The sequence below is a fragment of the Saccharomonospora marina XMU15 genome (genome assembly GCF_000244955.1).
Taxonomy (GTDB): domain Bacteria; phylum Actinomycetota; class Actinomycetes; order Mycobacteriales; family Pseudonocardiaceae; genus Saccharomonospora_A; species Saccharomonospora_A marina.
In genome coordinates, this window is record NZ_CM001439.1 from 3016592 (window position 1) to 3039935 (window position 23344).

A 23344-nucleotide genomic window follows, 5' to 3' on the forward strand; every position below is an offset into this window, starting at 1 on the left:
TTCAGCCCCGATGGCGGCAAGCGGCTCGCTCAGCCGCCGTGCTGCTGGGCGATCTGCTCCCGCATCCGCTGCTCGGCCTGCCGAAGCTCCGGCGTGAAGTTGTCGCCGAAGTCCTCCTCCTCGGCGACCTTGCGGACCTCGATCTCACCGCCGGGACCGAACGGCACCCTGCGCGCCCACTCGATGGCCTCGTCCCTGGATTTCACGTCGAGAATCCAGTAGCCGGCGACCAGCTCCTTGGTCTCGGTGAACGGGCCGTCCACGACCGTGGTCTTGCGCCTGTCCGAGAACTTCACGCGCGCACCCGCGGAGCTGGGGCCGAGGCCGTTGCCGTCCAGCATGACACCGGCCTTGACCAGCTCCTCGTTGAACTTGCCCATCTCGGCCAGTTCCTGCTCGGTGGGTAGCACACCGGCCTCGGACTGCTCGCTGGCCTTGACGATCAGCATGTATCGCATGGTGGTGACTCCTTGTTCTCTGTCGTTGCCTGTCGTGGCGGTCGCTGTCCTCGCCGCCCTCACCGACGCGTCGAAGAAGCAGGCAGCGAATCGACAGCAATCGACACATCGGTTCGGATTTTTTTGCCGACTTCGTCGACCGGCCACGTGTGCCGCGACACAGCACCCACGTGGCTAGAGTGCGTCCATGATCCATCGGTTCGTCGCGTTGGGCGACTCGTTCACCGAAGGGGTCGGTGACAGCGACCCAACCGCACCCAACGGTGTACGCGGCTGGGCCGACCGGGCCGCCGAACAGCTCGCCCGCCACCAACCCGGCCTCAGCTACGCCAACCTCGCCATCCGCGGCAGGCTGGCGCGGCAGGTGCTGTCGGAGCAGCTGGCACCGGCACTGGCGATGCGACCCGACCTGGTGACCCTCTACGCGGGCGGTAACGACCTGCTGCGGCCGAGGATCGATATCGATGCGCTGGCCGACAGCTACGACGCCGCCGTCGCCGAACTGGCAGCCACCGGGGCGACCGTGCTGCTGTTCACCGGTGTCGACGGCGTGAACGACCCGCTGTTTCGGCGGCTGCGTGGCCGCACCGCCATCTACAACGAGCACGTCAGGTTGATCGCCGCACGACACGGCGCACTGCTGGTGGACATGTGGTCGATGCGCGCGTTGCGTGACAGGCGGTTGTGGTCACCCGACCGCATTCACCTCAACGCGCACGGGCACACGCTGATCGCGGCCGCCGTTCTCGACACGCTCGGCGTGGAGCACGACATCTCCCCGCGGCCACCGGCGCAGGCCGAAGCGCCGCGACGCGGGCAAGATCTGCGCTGGGCACGTGAACACGCCGTGCCCTGGCTGGGCCGCCGCCTGCGCGGCCGCTCGTCCGGTGACGGCTTGACACCGAAGCGACCACGGCTCGAGCCGCTCGCCGATGACACCACCCGGTGAACCGCGGCGCCGAGCCGGAACCGGCCCGCTCCCACCCTGGCCTCGCAGCGCGCCGCGACACGGTCAGGTGGTGCTGCGGCCGTTCGAGCCCTCCGACACCGCGCTGGCACACGCACTGGGAGCCGACCCCTACGTGCCGCTCATCGGCAGCCTGCCCGCACGACCCTCACCGCAGCAGGCAAGGCAATGGGTGCGGCGGCAACGGCAGAAGCACACCGACGGCGAAGGGTTTTCCTTCGCGATCGCCGACGCCGCGACCGACACGGCGATCGGCGCGATCGGGCTGTGGCTGCGTGACCTGCCGCAAGGCCGCGCCACAGCGGGCTACGCCGTGTCACCGGAGCATCGCGGCAGCGGTGTGGCCACGAGCGCACTCGTGGCGCTGACCGCGTTCGCATGGACAGTCCCGGCGTTGCACCGCGTCGAGTTGTACATCGAACCGTGGAACACCGCCTCGATCAGGGTCGCCACCGCCGCAGGCTACCGGCGGGAACGCCTGCTGCGCGCGCACCAGTGGATCGGCGGCACCCGCCGCGACATGCTGCTCTACGCCGCGATCCGACCGTGAAACCAGAAGTGGGGACGCACCCCGGTGGGTGCGCCCCCACTTCACCCGACCACGGTCACCGCGGTGGGCCGGAGAACGGCGGGCCCTGCGGTGGGTACTGCCCACCGCCGCCCTGCCTCGGGTTGGCCTGCCCGCCACTGACGTGACCACCCGGCGGCGGAGCCGGGTTACCCGACGGCGGCGTCGGCGGCGTCGGCGGCTCGCTCGGCTCCTCGGGCTCGGACCTGCGAACCAGCCCGGACAGCGCCGACGGCGACGGCACACCGGGAGCTTGACCGGCCAGCGGCCCGGGCACCTCCTGCCGCGCCACCGCCTCGGCCTCGCGCACCGCCTCGGCGACCTTGGGGTCGGTCGAGGTGTCGAACCAGCTGGAAACCTCCTCGTCCTCCAGCGGCGGCATCTCCACCTGCTCCTCGCGCGGCTCGTAGCGGAACACGCCGTCCTCGCCGGGTGCCCCCAAGGTGCGCGCGAATCCTTCCAGCGCCTTGCCGTAGTCGCTGGGCACCAGCCACACCTTGTTCGCGTCGCCCTGCGCCATCTGCGGCAACGTCTGGAGGTACTGGTAAGCCAGCACCTCCGGGGTGGGCTTGGAGGCCTTGATCGCAGCGAACACCTTCTCGATCGCCTTCGCCTGCCCCTGAGCCTGCAGGTAACGGGCCGCCCGCTCGCCCTGGGCACGCAGAATCCGGGACTGCCGCTCCGCCTCGGCCGCCAGAATCGCCGCCTGCTTGGAACCCTCCGCCGCCAGGATCTGGCTCTGCTTCTGCCCTTCCGCGGTCTTGATGGCCGACTCGCGCTGCCCCTCCGCGGTGAGGATCATGGCGCGCTTCTCCCGGTCGGCGCGCATCTGCTTCTCCATCGAATCCTGAATGGACGGTGGAGGGTCGATGGCCTTCAACTCGACACGCGCCACCCGGATGCCCCAGCGGCCCGTCGCCTCGTCCAGCACCCCGCGCAGTTGCTGGTTGATCTGGTCGCGAGAGGTGAGGGTGTCCTCCAGTGACATACCACCGACCAGGTTGCGCAGCGTCGTGGTGGTCAACTGCTCCACACCGACGATGTAGTTGGAGATCTCGTAGACCGCCGCACGGGAGTCGGTGACCTGGAAGTACACCACCGTGTCGATCGAGACGGTCAGGTTGTCCTGGGTAATCACCGGCTGCGGCGGGAACGACACCACCTGCTCACGCAGGTCCACTCTGGCACGCACCTTGTCGAGGAACGGCACCAGGAAATTCAGGCCGGGCGAAGCGACCGTTTTGAACCGGCCGAGGCGCTCGATCACCGCCGACTGGGCCTGCGGCACCACCATCAGCGCCTTCGCGACCGTCACGATCACGAAGAGCGCCAGGATGGCGACAACAATCCACCCTGCTGTCGTCACAACCTACTCCCCTCCACTGTTTCGGACCGGATGGGCCACACCGCGACCACTGTTGATCATGGCTCCGCCGACACGACAGCGGTCGCCCCGGAGATCTCCACCACGGTCACCTGCGTCCCCGGCTCGATCACGTGGCCCTCCGTGAGGCTGCGGGCCGACCACACGTCCCCCGCGAGCTTGACCTGCCCACCGTGCGAATCCACAGTAGACAACGTCACCGCCTGCGCGCCGACCAGCGCCTCGGTGTTGGTCTTCACGCTCGGGCCCGCCAGGAACCGGCGCTTCAGCGCCGGTCTGGCCAGCACGAGCAGGCCGATCGAGGCCACGCCGAACACAGCGACGTCGATGATCGGGTTGCCGGTGATCGTGGCGGACGCGGCACCGGCCAGCGCGCCGAGACCGAGCATCAGCAGCACCAGATCGCCCGACAGCACCTCGGCGACGATCAGGCCGACTCCGACGATGAGCCAGATGAGTGCCGGTGTCATGCACACATGCTCCCAGAAAGTGACCGGTTACACCGAGAGGATCACATGAAGTGATCTACGCGTGACCTTGTTCTGCCAGTCCGTCGCCACCGGCCGTGACGAAATCGATCAATCGTTCGACGGCACCGACAAGCGGGCTCTCCAGATCACGGAAATCCCGCACCCCGCCCAGCACACGCTGCCAGCCCTCGTACGGCTGCCCCCAACCGAGCGCCGCGCAGACCCCCTGCTTCCACGGCACTCCCTTCGGCACCTCCGGCCAGGCGGCGATACCGACCGCCGCAGGCTTCACCGCCTGCCAGACATCGACATAAGGGTGACCGGTGACCAACACATCGTCGGCGCCGTCGGTGACGGCATCGACGAGCCGGGACTCCTTGCTGCCGGGCACCAGATGGTCCACGAGTACGCCGAGCCTGCGCCCCGGGCCGGTCCCGAAGGCCGCGATGCGCTCGGCCAGCACGTCAACGCCTTCGAGCGGCTCCACCACGACACCTTCCACCCGCAGGTCGTGACCCCACACCAGCTCCAGCAGTTCCGCGTCGTGCTTGCCCTCGACCCAGATCCGCGAATCCCTGGCCACCCTGGCCCTGAGCCCACTCACGGCGACCGAACCGGACGCCGAACGCGTCCGCTTCGGCGGGCCCGCCCGGCGCGGCGCCACCAGCGTGACCGGCTCACCCTCCAGCAGGAACGCGGCAGGCCCGAGCGGAAAGAGCCGGTGATTGCCGTCGCGATCCTCCAGCACCGCCCCGCCGTGCTCCAGCCCGATCAGCGCGCCACAGAAGCCACTGGCCGCGTCCTCGACCACCAGTCCCGGCTCGGCGGGCACTTCCCGCACCGGCCTGCGCCTGCGGTGACCGGACAGCACATCGTCATAGGAGTGAGAGCGCACGGCTGCAGACGGTAGCGACACCGGCGATACCGCGCCCGCCCGCCACGCCGAAGCGCCGCGAGCCCGCCTCACGCCCGCATCAGAACAACGGCCACGGGATGGCGCGCCACTGCTCGCCGGGAGCGGGAAACTCGCCCTCGGCGAGCAGGTGGTCGATACGCCCCGCCAGTGCGGCCACCTCGGCCCTGGTGAGGTGCGGCGCCAACGCCTCGCCGAGGTCATGGTCGACCGACCAGCGCAGCTTGCGCAGCTTGTCCACCGTCTCGCCGGGAAGTCGCTCACCGATCCAACCCCACAACACCGTGCGCAACTTCGGGTCGGTATGCAGGCAGACACCGTGGTCCACGCCGTAGACCCGGCCGTCGGCACCGTTGAGAACATGCCCGCCCTTACGGTCGGTGTTGTTCACCACCACATCCAGCACGGCAAGGTCGCGCACCCCGTCCCGCGCCGAGTGCACCAGCACCGCGGGCTCACCGAACCGGTCGTGGGCGTGCAACACCACCCGCCACCCGGCGGGCGCGTCCTCCGGGGCGCACACGTCAACGAGGTCCCCGTCGTCGGTGTCGACCCACAACTGCACCATGCCCTCACCGAACGGCCCGTCCCGCAGCACCGTCGGCGGCACGTGCCCCAACTCGGCAGCCTCCGCCACCAGGTAGGTCGCCACCTCCCTGCCCGCCAGCGTGCCGTCGGGGAAATCCCACAGCGGTCGTTCCCCGGAAACCGGTTTGTACACCGCCTTGGCGGCAAGGCCGTCCAACTCCACCGAGCACAGCAGGGTGACGTTCGACGCGTCGACCAGCCTGCCCTCGACCCGCAGTCGGCCGTTGGCGATCAGTTCGCGCGCCGCGGGGTCGGTGGGGTCCAGGTTGTAGTCGGCCAACGCGGTCTCAATCCTCGCCGGTGAGGTCGGTGTTGCGGCGGTAGCCGTTCTGCCTCGGGCAGATATGGCCTGCCGGATCGAGCGGTTCTCCGCACAGCGGACACGGCTTGCGGCCCGCGTTGACCACGCGGTCGGCCCTGGCGGCGAACGCGCGCGCCGCCGCGGGGCTGAGAAACACCCGCACCGCGTCGGGCCCCTCCTCGGTGTCGTCGAGCACCACGGTCTCGTCGACCTCACCCTCGGTGATGGCCAGCAACTCGATCACGACAGCCTTGCTCTCGGCGTCCCAACCCAACCCCATCGTGCCGACCCGGAACTCCTCCTCGACGGGCACGTCCAACGGTTCGGTGTCGACCAACTCGTCCGGCACCTCCTCCGGCACGTCGGCACCGAAGCGGCTGGCGACCTCCTCCAGCAACGAGTCCAGGCGCTCGGCGAGCACCGCGACCTGCTGCTTCTCGATGGTCACGCTGATAGTGCGGGTGTTCTCCGACGCCTGCAGGTAGAACGTGCGGTCGCCGGGTTCCCCGACGGTTCCTGCGACGAAGCGGTCGGGTTGACGGAAGACGTGAATGACACGAGCCATGGCATATACGACCCTAGGCCAACTTCCAAGATCAGGCTCGTCCGGGGCAGGCCTCCAGCGACCGGTTCGCGCGGACAGCGCAAAGCGACGAACCACCCCGAACGGCACACACACCCCACCTGACCAGGTTAACCATTCGTCGCGGCGCGGTCACTCGCGGAAAGCGCGGCAGCTTCGCGGCGAGTGCGGCGATCTTCACACCCGCCGGCGTGCCACTGCCGCGACCCCACCGCGCCGCTAACCTCGGTGCCATGCGGCTGCAAACGGGACAGGCGCGTCGGCGCTTCACGGCACAGCCGGTGGCCAGACTCGCCACCGTCGACGCCCGCGGCATACCCCACCTCGTCCCGGTGACCTTCGCCGTCGCAGGCGACACGATCGTGTTCGCTGTGGACGCCAAACCGAAGGCCTCCACCGACCTGCGACGACTGCGCAACATAGCCGCCAACCCGAACGTTTCGTTCCTCGCCGATCACTACGACGACGACTGGTCCCGCCTGTGGTGGGTCCGCGCCGACGGCACGGCAACGATCCTGCACGCAGCGGACGACCCCGAGGCCGAGACCGACATCGCGCTGCTACGAAACAAGTACCCGCACTACCAGCACAACCCACCACACGGCCCGGTCGTGCGCACCACCGTCACGGCGTGGCGCGGGTGGGCGGCGTCGGCCGTTCCCGACTGACCTCGCCGCCGGAGCCGCCGGACTCCTGCGGCTCGACCGCTGCGCCGTTCGGCAGCCGCCGCCACGCGGCCAGCAAACCCAGCGGGTCGGGCCGCAACAACGACGCCGCGCCGTAAAGGCTGGCAGCGAGCACCGCGGCGACGAACCACCAGTCGTAGAGGCTCTGTTCCCCGGTCGGGTAGTACACGAGCACCAGCACCATCGACACCCCGACGACGACGGCCAGGTGCAGCCGCTGCCACGGGAACGCCGACGCGATCACGAAACCCCACGTCAGATACCACGGCAACGTCGGGGGAGCCAGGATCGCCACAGCCAGCAGCGTGATCGCCATCCGCAGGATCGCCTCGTTGCCGCCGTGACGTGAAAGCCACCACTGCCGCACGATGATGACTGCCAGCGCCACCCACGCCAGCAACCTGGCCACCGTCACGAACGGCGACGCGGGCACCTCGACCACCACGTTGACCAGCGTGTGGAAGATCTCCCCGATACCGGTGGGGAAGTTGAGCCAGTTGACGATGATCTGCGGCGCCTGCAACCCGCCGACCCAGCCGAGATTGAACGACCCAAGCGAAACCGACGTCCCCGCCACGAACACCACGCCGAAGATGCCGAGCGAGGGCGTCACGGCCCTACCGAACCGGCGCGCCAGGCTCTGTTCCTCCGGCAGGTGGTTTGCCCACACCCACACCAGGAACGGCAACGCGATCGCCGCCGTCGGCTTGATGAGCATGCCCACCGTCACCAGCGCGATCGCGACGGCGTGCCGCCGCTCCAGCGCGGCGAGCACGCCCGTGGCGAGGAAGGCCAGCATCAGCAGGTCGTTGTGCGGACCACCGACAAGGTGGATCACCGTCATCGGGCTGGCGATCGCCAACCACATCGTCACCGGCAGCTTGCCACCGAGGTGCCGCACCAGCCGCGGCAACGCCCACAGCAACCCGGCAAGCCCGGTGAGGATCACGAGCCTGGTCACGATCACGCCCGCGATGACGTCGTTGCCGGTCACCGACACGATGCCCTTGGCGATGAGCAGGAACAGCGGCCCGTACGGCGCGGGCGTGGTCTGCCACAGCGGATGCACGTTCTGCACCACGTCGGGCAACACGTCCAACTCGGCGGGGCCGTAGGCGTACGGGTCCAACCCGTACAACAGTTGCGCACCCTGGCCCAGATAGGAGAAGACGTCCCTGGTGAACAGCGGCGGCGCGATCAGCAGCGGCACCATCCACGTCAGCGCCGCGACCACGACCGGCCTGCTACCGATCCTTCCCGCGAGCACGTAACGGCCCAACCGCACCCACGCCCACACCACCAGTCCGAAACCGACATACAGCAGCGCCGTCGCCAGCGCATGACCGTGGCCGTAACGGATCCACGACAGCGGACCCGACCCCAGGATCGGGTCCCTGATGAGGATGCCGCCCGCGCCGAGCGAAGCCAGCATCAGCAGTGTGCTGCCGAACGCACCCATCGCGATGGTGCGCAACGGGAAGCGCGCCCCATCGCCGCCACGGGTGCTGCCCCGTGTCCGCGAAGCGTCGTCAGCCGATTCCGCGCTCTCAGCGCTCGGCACAGGGTCGGTGGTGGTCGCCATACTGACCTCTGAGGTTACACACCGCGACCACGCGCGGTCGCCTTAGGTGCGAACTGTGTCGCGAACAGCGGTTTCGCCGATGCGTGCGCAACGCGGCCCCCTCCCGCGGACCCCGGTCACCGATCATCGGGCGACCGCAGCCGCGCACCACTACGGTGGGCGCGTGGCCAGCACGGAGTTCTTCACATCGTTCGAGGACGACGAACCCCGCCCCACCGCCACGGGCGCGCGGCTGCGGTCGAACGTCGGCTCCGGCCCCACCGCGCCGCTGGCCGCGACGCCAGGCACCGGATTCACCGGCTCCCACGCCCTGCACTACGCCACCACGGCGACCGGGCTGGCCCGTGCAGGCCTGTTCACCGTGGAGTTGGCCGTCACCGAGCGCACCGAGCTGTCCTACGTCGTGCTGCCCGAGTCCGGGCGCGGTGTCCCCACCTACCGCAGCACCTACGTGGCCGTCGACGTCGAGTTCGACGACGGCAGCACGCTCAGCGAGCTGGCACCCGACTCCGCCGCAGGGCAGCAGGGCCGGTCGAAGACGCTGTATGTCGATCAGTGGAACCTGGTACGGCACCGGCTCGGCGCCGTCGCGGCAGGCCGGACCGCCCGGGCGATCGTGCTCGTCACCGATCCACCGCCGGGCGAGGAGGAGATCACCGGCTGGATCGACGACCTCCGCGTCGGCGAGGTCGAACACACCCGCCGGGACCCGGTCGACCACGTCCGCACCACCAGGGGCACCCACTCCGGCCGCCACTTCTCCCGAGGCAATTGCCTGCCCGCCACCGCGGTTCCCAACGGGTTCAACTTCTGGACCCCGGTCACCGACGCGGGCAGCCTGTCCTGGCCCTACCACTACCAGCATGGCTCGCTACAGGCCTTCGCGCTCAGCCATCTGCCGAGCCCGTGGATCGGCGACCGCAACACCTTCCACGTCATGCCGGGGACGGGACCGCTGCGCACCCGACGGCGCGACCGCGCGCTGCCCTTCTCCCACGCCGGGGAGACCGACCGACCGCACCACTACGGCGTACGGTTCGACTGCGGCATCACCACCGACATCGCACCGACCGACCACGGCGCCATCATGCGGTTCACCTTCCCCGCCGGCCAGGGGTGGCTGCTGTTCGACAACGTGCGCAACTTCGGCAAGGTGAACATCGACACCGCCAGGCGCACGGTGACCGGGCACACGTGGGTACGCAGCCGGTCCTCGGCGGGCACGCACAAGATGTACCTGCACGCCACCTTCGACCAGGCACCGCTCGCGGGGCGTCGGCTGCGCCGACCGCCGTGGCGAACAGTCACCGGGTACGCAACCTTCGCCGAACACGAGGTCACCATGCGCATCGCGACCTCGCTCATCAGCGCCGCGCAGGCCCGCAGCAACCTGGAGGCCGAGCTGGCCCCGCCACTGACGTTCGACGACGTCCGCGACCGCGCCCGAGGCCGCTGGCAGGACCTGCTGGGCAGGGTGGAGGTCGAAGGCGCCACCGAGGACCAGCTGAGGACCCTGTACTCCAACCTCTACCGGCTGTTCCTCTACCCCAACCATGCCGAGGAGGACACCCCGCACGGCACGCGACACGCCAGTCCCGTGGCTCGTCGTCGGCTGCGGCAGGGGGTGCGCGTGTTCGAAGGGCCGATGTCGGTCAACCACGGGTTCTGGGACACCTACCGCACCGCATGGCCCGCATACGCGCTGCTGGCGCCGAGCCTGTGCGGCCGCCTGCTGGAGGGCTTCGTCAACCAGTACCGGGAGGGCGGCTGGATCTCGCGGTGGTCGTGCCCCGGCTACGGGCTCTCGATGGTCGGCACCGGTTCCGACGTCGCCTTCGCCGACGCCTACCTGAAGGGAGTGCGCGGTTTCGACGTGCGTGCCGCCTACGACGCCGCCGTCAAGAACGCCACCGTCACGCCTTCGAGCCCCCGCGTCGGCAGGCGCGGGCTGTCACAGTCGATCTTCCTCGGTTTCACCCCCACGTCGGTGCGGGAAGGCCTTTCGTGGTCGCTGGAGGGATGCGTCAACGACTTCGGACTCGCCAACTGGTCACTGGCACTCCAAGAGGCCGACAACGCCGCCTATTTCGGCAGCCGCGCGCAGGGCTACGTCGAACACTTCGACCACCGCATCGGCTTCTTCCAGGGCCGCACCCCTCGCGGCGACTGGAGGTGGACTCCCCAGGACTACGACCCCACCGTGTGGGGCTACGACTACACCGAGACCAACGGTTGGAACGCCGCGTTCGCCGTGCCGCACGACGGCGAGGGGCTGGCGGCGTTGCACGGCGGCCGCGCGGGGTTGAAGGCCGCCCTCGACACCTTCTTCGCCACGCCGGAGACCGGCACCCGCACCGGCTCCTACCGGTGGGTCAAGCACGAGATGACCGAGGCGAGGGACGTCCGGCTGGGCCAGTACGGCCACTCCAACCAGCCGTCGCACCACATTCCGTACCTGTACGCGCACGCGGGCGCACCCGCTCGAACCCAGCGGATCGTGCGTGAGGTGCTGCGTCGCTGCTACCTGGGCAGCGAGATCGGTCAGGGCTATCCCGGTGACGAGGACAACGGCGAGATGTCGGCCTGGTACCTGTTCGGCGCGCTGGGGTTCTACCCGCTGGCGGTGGGCAGCCCTCGCTACGTGATCGGCTCACCGCTGTTCACCCGCGCCGTGGTGCACCTGGAGAACGGCAACGACATCGTGATCAACGCGCCCGGCAACAGCGCCGAGAACGTGTACGTGCAAAGCCTGCACGTCAACGGGCAGCCGCACGACTCGCCGTGGCTCGACCACGACGTGCTCACCGCGGGGGCGGTGCTGGACTTCGAACTGGGCCCGTCCCCTTCGGCGTGGGGCACTGTCGGCGGCCCCACCCACCGGCCTCGCCCGCTCAAGGAAATCCCGGGCACCGTGAGCTGCTGCGACGGTACGAACGTGACCGCGCTCACCGACGACTCCACGTTCACCGAGGTGGCGTTTCGCACGGCCTACCCGGTACTTCGGCACGACGGCGAGGCCACCGTGAGGATGTACACACTCACCTCCGGCAGCACCCAGGGCACCCCGAGCGGGTGGGTTCTCGAGGGCTCCCCGGACGGTCTGGAGTGGACCGTGCTGGACGAGCGGCACGACGAGGTGTTCCAGTGGCGCCGCCAGACGAGGGCGTTTCGGATCACAGAGCCAAGACACTGCCGCAGACACCGGCTGCGCATCACGGAGACCACGTGGCCACGGCTTCGGTTGGCGCAGTGGGAACTGCTGAGCTGAAGGCTGCCCCTTCGGTGCTGTTGTGGAAGTGAGGGTCGGTGTGTGTCGTGGTGAGCTGGGTATGCGCACACAAAGCCACGCTGTATAGGGCGTTATACAGTCCTCGATCGGTTCAGGTGAGACGACGCACCCGACCGCCCTTCGCGGCGGCGGATAGCATCCCGATACAGCCAAGCAACGAACCGTGAGCAGGAGAACGTCATGACCCAGGCCCCTGTCAACGTCACCGTCACCGGCGCTGCCGGCCAGATCGGGTACGCGCTGCTGTTCCGCATCGCGTCCGGTCAGCTGCTCGGGCAGGACACGCCGGTGCGGCTGCGGCTGCTGGAGATCCCGCAGGCGGTCAAGGCGGCGGAGGGCACGGCGCTGGAGCTCGAGGACTGCGCGTTCCCGCTGCTGGTCGGAACCGACATCTTCGACGACCCCAAGCAGGCGTTCGAGGGCACCAACATCGCGCTGCTGGTCGGCGCGCGGCCCCGCACCAAGGGCATGGAGCGTGGCGACCTGCTCGAGGCCAACGGCGGCATCTTCAAGCCGCAGGGCGAGGCCATCAACGCGGGCGCGGCCGACGACGTCCGGGTTCTCGTGGTCGGCAATCCGGCCAACACCAACGCCCTGATCGCGCGCTCACACGCCCCCGACGTGCCCGCCGAGCGGTTCACCGCGATGACCCGCCTCGACCACAACCGCGCCATCACCCAGCTCGCCAAGAAGCTGGAGGTGCCGGTCACCGACGTGAAGCGGATGACCATCTGGGGAAACCACTCCGCCACCCAGTACCCCGACGTGTTCAACGCCGAGGTCAAGGGCCGCGGTGCCGCGGAGGCCGTCAACGACGAGAAGTGGCTGGCAGAGGAGTTCATCCCGCGGGTGGCCAAGCGCGGCGCCGAGATCATCGAGGCGCGGGGCGCTTCGTCGGCCGCGTCGGCGGCCAACGCGGCCATCGACCACATCTTCGACTGGGTCAACGGCACCCCGCAGGACGACTGGGTGTCGATGGGTGTGCCTTCCGACGGCTCCTACGGGGTCCCCGAGGGTCTCATCTCCTCCTTCCCCGTCACCTGCACCGGCGGGCGCTACGAGATCGTGCAGGGTCTGCAGATCAACGAGTTCTCCCGGCCGCGTATCGACGCATCGGTCCAGGAACTGGCCGACGAGCGCGACGCCGTGCGCAAGCTCGGGCTGGTCTGACGACACCGCCGACGGTGGGCCGGGCACCGGGTGTCCGGCCCACCGCCAGCGTGCCCGACCACGTGTTCAGCTGACCGGGCACGGGTGTTTCTGCCAGGGTGAGACCTATGGCGACGCAGGCCCAGTTCGACGCATACGGGCCCTCGCACTGGGTGGTGCTGCTGATCTTCGCGGTGGGGACGGCGGCGCTGGTCGGCTTCGGTCGCAAGCACCGCGGCACAGCGACGGACCGCCACTTCAGCCGCGGCTTCGCCGCCGTGCTGCTGGCCGTCTACGTGGCCATCCAGACCTACACCATGTCGTCGGCGCGGTGGGACCTCGCCGACTCCGTGCCGCTGCACCTTTCGGATCTGGCCGGGCTGGTCGCCGCCTACGCGCTGTGGTCGCACCGTCACTGGGCTTTCGCGCTCACCTACTACTGGTGCCTCTCGCTGAGCACGCAGGCCCTGGTCTCCCCCGTGCTCTCCAGCCCCGACTTCCCCCACCACGAGTTCCTGGCGTTCTGGGGCATGCACCTGCTCGTCATCTGGGCGGCGATCTACCTCACCTGGGGGGCGGGGTTGCGACCGACCTGGCGCGGCTACCGCATCACCATCGCCGTGACACTGGGCTGGGTGGCGATCGCGATGACCTTCAACGCGGCCACCGGCACCAACTACGGCTACCTCAACCGCAAGCCGGACACCGATTCGGTGCTCGACCTGCTGGGCCCGTGGCCGTGGTACCTGCTGCCGGAAGTCACCCTCATCGCCGCCGTGTGGGCGCTGATGACCTGGCCCTGGACCCTCCACCGGCACAGGGCGGCGGACACCCGGCGCGCCTGACCCTCACGCCCCGGTGAGGCCACGGCGCCGCAGCAGCGGCTCGATCTCCGGGTCGCGCCCTCGAAAGGCACGAAACGCCTCCATCGGGTCCACCCCACCGCCCCTTGCCAGCAGCTCTCGCCGGAACCTGTCGCCGTTTTGCCTTGTCAGCCCACCGTTTTCGCGGAACCACTCGACGGAGTCGGCATCGAGCACCTCACTCCAGATGTAGGAGTAGTACCCGGCGGCATAACCGGTGCTGAAGATGTGGGCGAAGTAGGTGCTGCGGTACCTCGGCGCGACCTCCGGCAGCGCGACGCCCGCCTTCTCCAGCACCTGCTCCTCGAACGTGCCGACGTCGTCGATGTGGGTGCCCGCGCCGATGGTGTGCCACCCCAGATCCAGCAGCGCGGCGGCCAGGTACTCGGTGGTGGCGAAACCCTCACCGTAGTGGCGGGCTTCCTCGAGCCGGTCCACCAACCGCGGCGGCAACGGCTCACCGGTGCGGTGGTGCCTCGCGTAGTTGTGCAGCACCTCCGGCCACAGCGCCCACATCTCGTTGACCTGGGAGGGGAACTCCACGAAGTCGCGGGGAACGCTGGTGCCGGAGAACCGGTGATATTCCACATCGGAGAGCAATGCGTGCAGTGCGTGCCCGAACTCGTGGAACGCCGTGGTCACCTCGTCGTGGCTGAGCAGTGTCGGCTCACCCTCGGCGGGCTTGACGAGGTTCAGGTTGTTCACCACGATCGGCCGGTCGCCCAGCAGCCTGGACTGGTCGCCGAAGGTGTTCATCCACGCGCCACCCCGCTTGGAGTCGCGCGCGTAGTAGTCGCCGAGGAACAGCCCGAGCGGCTCACCGCCGGCGTCGAACACCTCGAACACCCGCACGTCCGCGTGGTAGGTCGGCAGGTCGTGCCGCTCGGTGAAGGTCAGCCCGTACAGCCGGTTGGCCGCGTAGAACACGCCGTCACGCAGGACGCGCTCCAGTTCGAAGTACTCCCGAAGCTCCGCGTCGTCGATCTCGAAACGGCGGCTGCGCACCCGCTCGGCGTAGAACGCCCAGTCCCACGGCCGCAACTCGAAATCGGCTCCCGACTCGGCGATCTGGCTGCCCAACTCGGCGGCCTCCTCCCTGGCGTTGGCCACGGCCACCGGCGCGAGCCGGTTCAACAGCCCCGTGACAGCCTCCACCGTGCGTGCCGTCTGGTCCTCGATCACGTACGCCGCGTGGTGCGGGTGCCCGAGCAACGCGGCCCTGCGTGCCCGCAGCATCGCGATACGCGCCAGCACCTCGGTGTTGTCGTACTCGTTGCCTCGGTTTCCGCGGGCTGTGGAGGCGCGGTACACCCGTTCCCGCAACGTGCGGTTCTCCAGCGAGGCCAGCACCGGCTGGTTCGTCGGCAGCACGAGCCGCAACAGGTACTTGCCCTGCTGCCCACGTTCACCGGCGGCCTGTGCCGCGGCGGCCACCGCGTCCGGCGACAGCCCCGCCAGCTCCGCCGGATCACTCACCAGCACGGCCAGCTCGCCGGTGTCGGAAAGCAGGTTGTCCTGGAAGCGGGTGGAAAGCGAGGACAGTTCCTCGTTGAGCTCGCGCAACTCCCGCTGCTCCGGCGCGGTCAGCGCCGCCCCGGCACGCTGGAAGTCGAGGTAGTAGCGGCGCAGCAACCAGGCGGACTCCGCGGCGAGGCCGAGTTCGTCACGCCGGGCGTAGAGCTTCTCGATGCGGGCGAACAGCACCGGATTCAGGTGGATGCCGTCGGCGTGCGAGGCCAGCCGTGGCGCGATGTCGGCATGCACCCGCCGCAACGTGTCGTTGGAATGCGAGGCGACGAGGTTGAAGAACACCGAGGACACCCGGTGCAGCGATCGTCCCGAGCGTTCCAGCGCCACGATCGTGTTGTCGAACGTCGGCGGCTCCTGCGCCTCGGCGATGCGCTCGATCTCGGCGGCGTGCTCGGCCATGGCGGCCTCGAACGCGGGCACGAAGTGCTCGTCGGTGATGCGGTCGAACGGCGGCAGCCCATAGGGCAGGTCGCTGGGTTCCAGCAGCGGATTGTCGGTACCCGTCACGATCGATCCTTCCTCGAGCCGGAGCCGGTCGAACCTCCGACCACCGCGTCGGAGGACAGCTTGCGGCTCCTTCGCCGCTTCTTCGGTTGCGGGGGTACGACGCCGCCGAGATCGCCGCCCATGTCGTTGACCCGCAGCACGAACGGCCGGGTCTCGGTGTAGCGCACCACCGAAAGCGAGCCGGGGTCCACGACGATGCGCTGGAAACTGTCCAGGTGCTGCCCCAGCGCGTCGGCGAGCACGGACTTGATGACGTCACCGTGACTGCACAGCAGCCACACCGCGCCCTCGCCGTGCTCGGCGGTGATTCGCGCGTCGTGCTCGCGCACCGCCGCGACGGCCCTCGCCTGCACCTCGGCGAGTCCTTCCCCGCCGGGGAACACCGCCGCGGAGGGGTGCGCCTGCACCACCCGCCACAGCGGTTCCTTGACCAGCGTCTTCAGCTCCCTGCCCGTCCACTCCCCGTAGTCCACTTCGGACAGTCTGGGTTCGGGCGTCCGGTCGAGTCCCCTGTCCTTCGCCAGCGGCGCCAGCGTCTGCTTGCAGCGCAGCAGCGGCGACACCACGAGCGCGGCCAGCGGCACCCCGGCGAGCCTGTCGATCAGGGCCTGCGCCTGAGCGCGCCCCTGGTCGTCCAGACCCACCTTGGGTGCCCTGCCCGCGAGCACACCGGAGCCGTTGGCGCTCGAGCGGCCGTGGCGCAGCAGAATGACGGTTCCCACAGCCGCCACCCTACGGGCTCACTGCCCTCCCGCGGAGACAGCCGGGCCCGCGTGCGGGTCGAGCACCCCGGTGAACACCAGGATGAGCAGCAGCACGCCGAGCACGAACCGGTAGATGACGAACGGCAGGAAGCTGTTCTTCTTGATGTAGGACATCAGCCACGCGATCACCGCGTAACCGACCCCGAACGCCACCACGGTCGCCAGGATCGTGGGCCCCCACGACGGTCCCCGGCCCTCACCGATGTCGAGCAGCTTGTAGAAACCCGAACCCAGCACGGCGGGCACGGCCAGCAGGAACGAGTACTCCGCCGCGTCCGCGCGCTTGTACCCCAGCAGCAGGCCGCCGGTGATCGTGCCGCCCGACCGGGACACGCCGGGGATCAGGGCGAACGCCTGCGCGACACCGAAGGCGAGACCGTGCGGGACCGTCAGGTGGTCCAGGTCGCGTTCCTTGCGACCGATGCGGTCGGCGACCAGCAGCAGCAGACCGAAGACGATCAGCGTGGTCGCTGTCAACCGCAGGTCGCGGAAGGTGTGCTCGATCTGGTCCTGGAACGCCAGCCCGAGCACCACGATCGGCAGCGATCCGACGATGATCAACCAGCCCATCCTGGCGTCGGGGTCTCCCCGGTACTGCGGCCGGTAAAGCGAGAGGAACCAGTTGCGCAGCACCCTGCCGATCTTCTTGCTGAAATACAGCAGCACGGCCGTTTCGGTGCCGATCTGGGTGACGGCGGTGAACGCGGCTCCGGGGTCGCCCCAGCCCGCGAACGCGGCGACGATACGCAGGTGCGCGCTCGAGGAGATCGGCAGGAACTCGGTGAGTCCCTGGACCAGCCCGAGCACGAGCGCTTCGAACCACCCCATCACGCCACCCCCGACAGTTCCAGCGCGGCGACCGCGGTGCGCAGCGCCTCGGTGGCGGCGTCGGCGTCGGCGAGGTAGGGCGCCACCGTGAGCGTGGTCACTCCGGCCTCGGCGAGGGCCGCCATCCGCTCAGCGATGCGCTCCCGGGGACCGAGCAGGCTGGTGGCGTCGATGAACTCCAGCGGCACCTGCGCCATGGCCGCCTCGTACTCCTTGGCGAGGTAGTGCTGCTGTATCCGCGCCGCCTCGGCCTCGAAACCCATCCGGCAGGCGAGTTCGTTGTAGAAGTTGCGCTCCCTGCTGCCCATGCCCCCGATGTACAGCGCGGCGTAGGGGCGGACGGCATCGGCGCAGACCTTCCAGTCGGAGCCGGGGACCAGCGGGACGGTGGGAGCGATGTCGAAACCGTCGAGCGAGCGTCCGGCCCTTTCCGCGCCCGCCCGCAGGTGCTCGAACTGGCTGTGCGCATGCTCCGGTGAGAAGAACACCGGCAGCCAGCCGTCAGCGATCTCGCCGGTGAGCTCAAGGTTGCGCGGTCCGATCGCGGCCAGGTAGACGGGCAGCCACTCGCGCACCGGGTGGATGGTCAGCTTCAGTGCCTTGCCCGGCCCGTCCGGCAGCGGCAGCTGGAAATGCTTTCCGTTGTAGCGCAGCCGCTCCCGGCGCAGCGCGGCGCGGACGATGTCGACGTACTCGCGGGTGCGGCCAAGCGGGGAGGCGAACCGCACCCCGTGCCAGCCTTCGGACACCTGCGGCCCCGACACCCCGAGACCGAGCCGGAAGCGCCCGCCGGAAAGGGAATCCAGCGTGGCGGCGGTCATCGCGGTGGCGGCCGGAGTGCGCGCCGGTATCTGCAGCACGGCGCTTCCGATGTCGACGGATGTGGTCTGCGCGGCGATCCACGCCAGCACCGTGGCGGCGTCCGACCCGTACGCCTCCGCCACCCACACCACCGAATAGCCAAGGTCGTCGGCCTGCTTCGCCAGCCCGACACCGGACGCGTGGCTTGTGGCGCCCCAGTATCCGAGATTCAATCCCAATCGCACGAGCGCCGACACTATCGACGTGCCCGAGGCGGCCACACACCTGCCTTGGCGACGCGCACACCCACCGCACGGGTATCGTCCTCGCCCACGTGTCGTGGCACTGGGTGACCGTCGCTAGGCTCGGGCGGCATGGAAAGCCGTCACCTCGGCGCCTCGGGCCTGAGAGTGTCCCGCATGGCACTGGGAACCATGTCCTGGGGCACCGTGACCGATGCCGAGGAAGCCGCCAACCAGCTCGCGGCGTTCGTCGACGCGGGCGGCACGCTGGTCGACACGGCCGACATCTACGCCGATGGCGAGGGCGAGCGAATCCTCGGTTCGCTGCTGGGTGAGCTGGTGCCGCGGGACGACATCGTGCTGGCGACGAAGGCGGTGGCCAGAAGGGGAAGCGGCCCGTTCGGCGGCGGCGCGTCACGCGGGGCGCTGCTGTCCGCGCTGAACGGCTCGCTGCGAAGGCTGGGGGTCGAACACATCGACCTGTGGCAGCTGCACGCCTGGGATTCGGCCGTGCCGATCGAGGAGACACTGTCCGCCCTGGACCACGCCGTCAGCAGCGGCAAGGTCCGCTACGCGGGGGTGTGCAACTACGCGGGCTGGCAACTGGCCACGGCCGCGGCCGCCACCTCCGACCAGCGGATCATCTCCACGCAGGCCGAGTACTCGCTGCTGGAACGGGGCATCGAACGCGAGGTGGTGCCCGCCGCCGCCCATCACGGCATCGGGCTGCTGCCGTGGGCGCCGCTGGGCCGCGGCGTGCTCACCGGCAAGTACCGCACCGGCACCCCCGCCGACTCGCGCGGCGCCTCCACCACCTACGCCGGCTATGTCGAGCAGCATCGCACCGAGCGTGCGGGCCGCATCGTCGAGGCGGTCGTCACCGCCGCCGACGGGCTGGGCACCTCGCCGCTGGCCGTCGCGCTGGCGTGGGTCCGTGACCGGCCGGGCGTGGTGGCGCCGGTGGTCGGCGCACGTGACACCGCGCAGCTGTCCGGCTCCCTCGCCGCCGAGGAACTCGTCCTGCCCAGTGCCATCAGGTCGGCGCTGGACGACGTGAGCTCGATCGAGTTCGGCTACCCCGAGCGGTGGCCGTCATGAGGGCGCGGGTCGTGGCGGCGCTGCTGCTGTTGGTGTTGCCGCTGGCGGCGTGCTCGGAGCAGGGCGGCGGCGACGAGTTGCAGGTCGTGGAGAACCCGAAGGCGGCCGTGGCGCCCGCCTCGCCACCGGCGTCGGTGCGGCCCGCTGGCCGGGTGCTGCCCGCGCAGGGCACGGTCAACGCGCTGGCCACCGACGCGGGCAGCAGGACACTCGCGGTGTCGGTCACCGAGCCCGCCGCGGTGCTGCTGTACGACCTCGACCGGCTCGACGCGCCCGCGAGGTCGGTGTCGCTGCCCTCACCTGCACAGGACCTGGCGGTGTCCGGCGACACCCTGCTGGCGGCGCTGCCCGCGGCGGGAAAGCTCGCCCGCATCCGGCTGCCGGGCGGCGAGCTGACGACCGTGCCGGTGGCAGGCGCGCCTGCCGGGGTGGCTGCCGACGGGGAGCGGACGCTGGTCGCGCTGCGGGAAGGCAAGGGCGTCGCGGTGCTGCGAGGCGACCGGGTCGGCGAAACCATCACCGACGGCCTCTACAGCGCCGACGACGTGCTGGTTGCCGACGGCGCGGCAGTCGTGCTCGACCGCGAGCGCACGGCCGTGTTCAGCGTCGACGTCGCGGCAGGCCACATCGGCGAGGGGTTGCGGGCAGGGCAGGGTGCCACCAACGCGGTGGTGGACTCCTACGGTCGGGTGTTCGTGGTCGACACGCGCCGTGGCGCGTTGCTGGCCTTCTCTGCCGACCCGCTGCTGCTGCGGCAGCGCTACCCGGTGCCGGGCGGGGCCTACGGCATCGCCTACGACCCTCGGCGCCACCTGGTCTGGGTGACGTTGACCCGGCGTAACGAGGTCGTGGCATTCGATGTGCGGGGCGGCGAGCCGCGAGAAAAGTACCGCTACCCCACCGTTACGCAGCCGAATTCGGTTACGGTCGACGAACGGACCTCGCGGGTCGTCATCGGCTCGGCAGCCGGGGAAGGGATCCAGGTGATCGCTTTATGACGAATGCGGAAGTGGTGGTCGACGAGGATTGGGAGTACCGCAGGGTGCAGTTGCCACCCGGGGTTTCCCGCGTTTCCGCCGCGGTGCAGCTGTCCATCCAGGCGGAGTTCTCCGGATGGGAGCTGTCGAACGTGCGGCTGTACTCCGACGGCACGCGCCGGGTATGGCTGCGACGACGGCGTTCGATGGCCGCGGCGGGGCTGCCCGGCCTCATGACCTAGTCCGCAGGCCCGCCCGTAGGAACCGCTGCCCCGTCTCGCGCAGGTAGTCACCGAGTTCCGGCGGGCTGACCACCTCGAAGTCGGCTCCCACCGCCGCCAGCACGAGAGCCGGCCAGGCGAAGCTGTCGACGTTCATCCGCAGCAGGCAGCTCTCCGGGTCGCGTTCGGTTACCGTTCCCCAACTCGCCACAACCGCGCGCACCCGTTCGGCGGGCGCCCGCACCACCAGCACGATCTCGTTTCGCTGGCTCACGGACGCGACGCTTCGCCGCACGAACGCAGCGGCATCGCCGCAGGGCAGTTCCCGCTGCCGGAACCTGGCGCCGGTCGGTTCGGGCCGCGTGAGGCGGTCGACCCGGAAGGTGCGCCAGCCGTGCCGCTCGGCATCCCAGGCCACCAGGTACCAGCGGCGGTCGAGTGACACCAGCCGGTGTGGCTCCACCAGTCGTGTCGTGTGCTGCCCGTCCCGCGCGGTGTAGCCGAACCGCAGCCGCTCGTCGTCGCGGCACGCCTGGGCGAGCACGGTCATCGCGACGGCGTCGACCGCCGGGCCCTGCCACAGCGAGGCCGCGACGGTGTAACTGCGTAGCGCCTCCATCCTGCGGCGCAGCCTCGGCGGCATCACCTGCACCACCTTGCTCAGCGCCCGGATCGACGGCTCCGCCACACCACCTGCCACATCCGCCGCCGCGCACAGCCCCACCGCGATCGCCACGGCCTCCTCGTCGTCGACCAACAGCGGTGGCATCGCCGCGCCGGATCGCAGCTGGTACCCGCCCGCGACACCACGGCTGGCCTGCACCGGGTAGCCGAGATCCCGCAGCCGTTCGATGTCACGGCGCAACGTCCGCTCGCTCACCTCCAGCCTTGAGGCCAGCTCACCGCCCGGCCAGAACCGATGGGTCTGCAGCAGTGACAGCAACCGCAGCATCCGGGCACTCGTGTTGGCCATGAGCCCAGGATCCCGCACCAAGCGGCCGGAAACTGACCGGATGGTCCCAAAACGGCCCTCGAGTGGCCTTCGTCGCCGGAAGCGGTGTCAGTTCCGCCACTCCCCTTGACACGCGCGAGAGCCTTCGAACTATTGTTCGAACCGGGAGACCGTTAGGGGAGCGCATTGTGGATCAGCCAGCTCGAATGGCGTGCCGGTGGTGGCGCAGGGACGAAAGCTCGACCCCCACCAGGCCGGTCTGGACGCCCGCGGAACAGCCGCCGGAGTCGTTCACCGCGGTGGACCCGCCGCAGTGGGTGTGGGTGGACCTGCGTGCCGCCTTGCGCCGCGACGCGTTCACCTTCACCGACGACACCCGCGACGGCCTGCAGTACCGCTACGAGGTGAAGGGGTTGCTGCGGGGCTGGATGCCCGCGGTCGACGGCGCGCCACTGGCGATGGTGACCTACCAACTACTCACGGCCGATCTCGAGTGGCGCACCGTCGTGACGGCGTTCGTTCCCCGGCACCACATCAGGTTCCGGTCACGTACCGGTAGGGAGGTGAACTGAGAGCCCCGCTGTATAGGTCGTTATACAGGTGGATCGTCGACCCGGGCGATCGCGCCACTTTCCAGGGCCACCCACAGCGCGCCGTCCCGCCCCGCCGCGATGCCGTGCGGCTCGCTGAACCGGTCCGGGAGGGCGTACTCGGTGATGTGGCCGTCGGCGCCGACGCGGCCGACCCGGTTGGTGCCCCACTCGGTGAACCAGCAACTGCCGTCCGCCGCCGAGGTGATCGCGTGCGGCCGCCCCTCGCGGTCGGGCAGCGGAAGCTCGGTGATCGCACCGTCGACGGTGATCCGTCCCAGCTGACCCGCGACGATCTCCACGAACCACAGTGCACCGTCACCGCCGGCGGTGATGCCGACCGGGCCCGCGCCGGACGTCGGCAGCGGGTGGATGTCGACCCTGCCGTCGGTGGTGATACGCCCGATCGCGTCCGCCTGGTTGAGCGTGAACCACAGCGCGCCGTCACAGCCGGCGGTGATCATGGTGGGGAAGGTGCCGGAACCGGGCAGCGGGAACTCCGTGATGGCGCCGTCGGTGCTGATGCGCCCGATACGGTCGGCATGCGGCTCGGTGAACCACAGCGCGCCGTCGGGACCCTCCGTGATGCCGAACGGGCCCGCGTCGGCCGTGGGTACGGCGAACCCCGTGATGGCGCCGTCGGTGCTGATGCGCCCGATACGGTCGGCATGCGACTCGGTGAACCACAGCGCGCCGTCCGGCCCTGCCGTGATGATCGACGGCCGCCCCGACGGCGTTTCCAGCCGGTAGGAGGTGTGCTGACCGTTGCCCGCCAGCCTGCCGATCCGGCCGTCATGGACGTAGGTGAACCAGACCGCGCCGTCCGCACCGACCGCGATCCCGTACGGGCCCTCGGCATCCACGGGAAACTCCACGATGGACACCGTGCTGAGGTCGGGCAAGGCCTGCTCCTCTCGCTTCCGGCGCCCTACCGTACCGCCGCCTGCCCGGCGGGCAACTCGATGACCGACGGCCACGGCGGCGACGAGTTGACCCGATGCGCGGCGCGACCAGGACCGCGGTGGCAGGATCG

The 23344-nt window shown here is 69.8% G+C and carries 23 protein-coding genes; 10 read left to right on the top strand and 13 right to left on the bottom strand.

Annotation, left to right across the window (positions count from 1 at the left end):
- Positions 1–29: 29 nt before the first annotated feature.
- On the bottom strand, positions 30–458 hold the full coding sequence (locus SACMADRAFT_RS14295; RefSeq protein ID WP_009154538.1) for a YciI family protein: 429 nt from the start codon (positions 456–458) through the stop codon (positions 30–32).
- A 187-nt stretch (positions 459–645) separates the two neighbouring features.
- Here SACMADRAFT_RS14295 and SACMADRAFT_RS14300 point away from each other — a divergent pair, with 187 nt between their 5' ends.
- Both SACMADRAFT_RS14300 and SACMADRAFT_RS14305 read left to right on the top strand, forming a co-directional pair.
- Positions 646–1407, top strand: coding sequence for an SGNH/GDSL hydrolase family protein (locus SACMADRAFT_RS14300; RefSeq protein ID WP_009154539.1), 762 nt, complete (start codon positions 646–648; stop codon positions 1405–1407).
- A gap of 70 nt (positions 1408–1477) precedes the next feature.
- Entirely contained in the window at positions 1478–1975 is a 498-nt protein-coding gene (locus tag SACMADRAFT_RS14305; protein ID WP_232285403.1) for a GNAT family N-acetyltransferase, read from the top strand.
- Positions 1976–2030: 55 nt separating this feature from the next.
- Here SACMADRAFT_RS14305 and SACMADRAFT_RS14310 read toward each other — a convergent pair whose 3' ends face one another.
- The 5 genes from SACMADRAFT_RS14310 to SACMADRAFT_RS14330 form a co-directional block, all read right to left on the bottom strand.
- Positions 2031–3287: an SPFH domain-containing protein gene (locus SACMADRAFT_RS14310; protein WP_083841042.1), complete on the bottom strand. Its 1257-nt coding sequence runs from the start codon at positions 3285–3287 to the stop codon at positions 2031–2033.
- A 128-nt stretch (positions 3288–3415) separates the two neighbouring features.
- Positions 3416–3847 carry an NfeD family protein gene (locus SACMADRAFT_RS14315; protein WP_009154542.1) on the bottom strand — a complete coding sequence of 144 codons (432 nt, stop codon included), beginning with the start codon at positions 3845–3847 and terminating at the stop codon, positions 3416–3418.
- Positions 3848–3902: 55 nt separating this feature from the next.
- Positions 3903–4742 (bottom strand): DUF3097 domain-containing protein, encoded by an 840-nt coding sequence (locus SACMADRAFT_RS14320; protein WP_009154543.1) that lies wholly within the window; start codon positions 4740–4742, stop codon positions 3903–3905.
- A 79-nt stretch (positions 4743–4821) separates the two neighbouring features.
- Positions 4822–5628: an SCO1664 family protein gene (locus SACMADRAFT_RS14325; RefSeq protein ID WP_009154544.1), complete on the bottom strand. Its 807-nt coding sequence runs from the start codon at positions 5626–5628 to the stop codon at positions 4822–4824.
- A gap of 7 nt (positions 5629–5635) precedes the next feature.
- Entirely contained in the window at positions 5636–6214 is a 579-nt protein-coding gene (locus tag SACMADRAFT_RS14330; protein ID WP_009154545.1) for a DUF3090 domain-containing protein, read from the bottom strand.
- Between the two features lie 251 nt (positions 6215–6465).
- Here SACMADRAFT_RS14330 and SACMADRAFT_RS14335 point away from each other — a divergent pair, with 251 nt between their 5' ends.
- Complete coding sequence (locus SACMADRAFT_RS14335) at positions 6466–6900, top strand: TIGR03668 family PPOX class F420-dependent oxidoreductase (protein ID WP_009154546.1); 435 nt, start codon at positions 6466–6468, stop codon at positions 6898–6900.
- Here the strand turns inward: SACMADRAFT_RS14335 and mptB are convergent.
- Entirely contained in the window at positions 6857–8500 is a 1644-nt protein-coding gene (mptB, locus tag SACMADRAFT_RS14340; RefSeq protein ID WP_009154547.1) for a polyprenol phosphomannose-dependent alpha 1,6 mannosyltransferase MptB, read from the bottom strand. The genes SACMADRAFT_RS14335 and mptB overlap by 44 nt on opposite strands.
- Positions 8501–8663: 163 nt before the next feature.
- Between mptB and SACMADRAFT_RS14345 the strand changes: the two genes are divergently transcribed.
- The 3 genes from SACMADRAFT_RS14345 (at position 8664) to SACMADRAFT_RS14355 (ending at position 13783) form a co-directional block, all read left to right on the top strand.
- Positions 8664–11768 carry a GH92 family glycosyl hydrolase gene (locus tag SACMADRAFT_RS14345; protein ID WP_040926421.1) on the top strand — a complete coding sequence of 1035 codons (3105 nt, stop codon included), beginning with the start codon at positions 8664–8666 and terminating at the stop codon, positions 11766–11768.
- Between the two features lie 201 nt (positions 11769–11969).
- Positions 11970–12959 carry a malate dehydrogenase gene (locus SACMADRAFT_RS14350; protein WP_009154549.1) on the top strand — a complete coding sequence of 330 codons (990 nt, stop codon included), beginning with the start codon at positions 11970–11972 and terminating at the stop codon, positions 12957–12959.
- A 107-nt stretch (positions 12960–13066) separates the two neighbouring features.
- Positions 13067–13783: a YwaF family protein gene (locus SACMADRAFT_RS14355; RefSeq protein WP_009154550.1), complete on the top strand. Its 717-nt coding sequence runs from the start codon at positions 13067–13069 to the stop codon at positions 13781–13783.
- A 3-nt stretch (positions 13784–13786) separates the two neighbouring features.
- Here SACMADRAFT_RS14355 and SACMADRAFT_RS14360 read toward each other — a convergent pair whose 3' ends face one another.
- The 4 genes from SACMADRAFT_RS14360 to SACMADRAFT_RS14375 are packed head-to-tail and all read right to left on the bottom strand — an operon-like array spanning position 13787 to position 18476.
- Entirely contained in the window at positions 13787–15838 is a 2052-nt protein-coding gene (locus tag SACMADRAFT_RS14360) for a M3 family metallopeptidase (protein ID WP_009154551.1), read from the bottom strand.
- A complete protein-coding gene (locus tag SACMADRAFT_RS14365; protein ID WP_009154552.1) occupies positions 15835–16560 on the bottom strand; it encodes a histidine phosphatase family protein in 726 nt (241 codons plus the stop codon). The genes SACMADRAFT_RS14360 and SACMADRAFT_RS14365 overlap by 4 nt, the downstream gene beginning before the upstream one ends.
- A gap of 18 nt (positions 16561–16578) precedes the next feature.
- Positions 16579–17430: an undecaprenyl-diphosphate phosphatase gene (locus SACMADRAFT_RS14370; protein WP_009154553.1), complete on the bottom strand. Its 852-nt coding sequence runs from the start codon at positions 17428–17430 to the stop codon at positions 16579–16581.
- Entirely contained in the window at positions 17430–18476 is a 1047-nt protein-coding gene (locus SACMADRAFT_RS14375; RefSeq protein ID WP_040926422.1) for an LLM class F420-dependent oxidoreductase, read from the bottom strand. Before SACMADRAFT_RS14375 ends, SACMADRAFT_RS14370 begins: the two co-directional genes overlap by 1 nt.
- A gap of 129 nt (positions 18477–18605) precedes the next feature.
- On the opposite strand from SACMADRAFT_RS14375, the gene SACMADRAFT_RS14380 reads away from it, so the two are divergent.
- The 3 genes from SACMADRAFT_RS14380 to SACMADRAFT_RS14390 are packed head-to-tail and all read left to right on the top strand — an operon-like array spanning position 18606 to position 20790.
- On the top strand, positions 18606–19571 hold the full coding sequence (locus SACMADRAFT_RS14380) for an aldo/keto reductase (protein WP_009154555.1): 966 nt from the start codon (positions 18606–18608) through the stop codon (positions 19569–19571).
- The gene (locus SACMADRAFT_RS14385) at positions 19568–20569 is read left to right on the top strand and encodes a YncE family protein (protein ID WP_009154556.1); all 1002 of its coding nucleotides are present in this window, start codon (positions 19568–19570) and stop codon (positions 20567–20569) included. The genes SACMADRAFT_RS14380 and SACMADRAFT_RS14385 overlap by 4 nt, the downstream gene beginning before the upstream one ends.
- A complete protein-coding gene (locus SACMADRAFT_RS14390; protein WP_009154557.1) occupies positions 20566–20790 on the top strand; it encodes a DUF5703 family protein in 225 nt (74 codons plus the stop codon). The genes SACMADRAFT_RS14385 and SACMADRAFT_RS14390 overlap by 4 nt, the downstream gene beginning before the upstream one ends.
- On the opposite strand, the gene SACMADRAFT_RS14395 is transcribed toward SACMADRAFT_RS14390, so the two are convergent.
- A complete protein-coding gene (locus tag SACMADRAFT_RS14395) occupies positions 20780–21742 on the bottom strand; it encodes a helix-turn-helix transcriptional regulator (protein ID WP_009154558.1) in 963 nt (320 codons plus the stop codon). The genes SACMADRAFT_RS14390 and SACMADRAFT_RS14395 overlap by 11 nt on opposite strands.
- Positions 21743–21909: 167 nt before the next feature.
- Here SACMADRAFT_RS14395 and SACMADRAFT_RS14400 point away from each other — a divergent pair, with 167 nt between their 5' ends.
- The gene (locus tag SACMADRAFT_RS14400; RefSeq protein ID WP_232285404.1) at positions 21910–22293 is read left to right on the top strand and encodes a hypothetical protein; all 384 of its coding nucleotides are present in this window, start codon (positions 21910–21912) and stop codon (positions 22291–22293) included.
- A 20-nt stretch (positions 22294–22313) separates the two neighbouring features.
- Here SACMADRAFT_RS14400 and SACMADRAFT_RS14405 read toward each other — a convergent pair whose 3' ends face one another.
- Positions 22314–23213 carry a Vgb family protein gene (locus SACMADRAFT_RS14405; protein ID WP_009154560.1) on the bottom strand — a complete coding sequence of 300 codons (900 nt, stop codon included), beginning with the start codon at positions 23211–23213 and terminating at the stop codon, positions 22314–22316.
- Positions 23214–23344 lie beyond the last annotated feature (131 nt).